Genomic DNA, 626 nt, shown 5'->3' on the forward strand with positions numbered 1-626 from the left:
CGCGGTGGGGCCGATCGCGATCGTCGGCGGCGTCTCGTCGACGGTCAGTGCACGCGTCGCCTCCACCGCCGGATTGCCGGCCACGTCGGACACATCCGCCTTCACCGTGTAGCTCCCGTCGGCCAGCGCCTGGGCTTGCGCCGCCGTCACATTGGCCGTCCAGTTGCCGCCAGCGGCGATGGTCACGGTATAAGTGTCCTTCACCGCATTGGAGCCGTCGACGATCGCGATCATCGCGGTCTGTCCGTCCACACCTGATGATGTGCCGGTGATCACAACGCCAGCCGCCGCTTCGGCTCCGTTCACCGTGTCGTCGCCCGCGATGGTGCCGATCGCGATGGTCGGCGGCGTCTCGTCGACGCTCAGCGCGCGCGTCGCCTCCAGCGCCGGATTGCCGGCCACGTCGGACACGTCTGCCTTCACCGTGTAGCTGCCGTCGGCAAGTGCCTGGGCCTGCGCCGCCGTCACAGTGGCGGTCCAGCCGCCGCCGGCTGCGATCGTGACCGTGTAGGTGTCCTTCACCGCGTTGGAGCCGTCGACGATCGTGATCGTCGCGGTCTGCCCGTCTGCCCCCGACGACGTGCCGCTGATCGCGACCCCGGCTGCCGCTTCGGTCGCGTTGATCG

At 69.6% G+C, this 626-nt stretch carries 1 protein-coding gene; it reads right to left on the bottom strand.

Annotated features, from left to right (window positions below; all coding sequences use genetic code 11):
- Positions 1-626 (bottom strand): Ig-like domain-containing protein (locus GSQ79_RS29025; protein WP_210253115.1); only part of this gene is annotated, 626 nt, incomplete at both ends.

Source organism: Beijerinckia sp. L45 (genome assembly GCF_009765775.1).
GTDB lineage: Bacteria > Pseudomonadota > Alphaproteobacteria > Rhizobiales > Beijerinckiaceae > RH-AL1.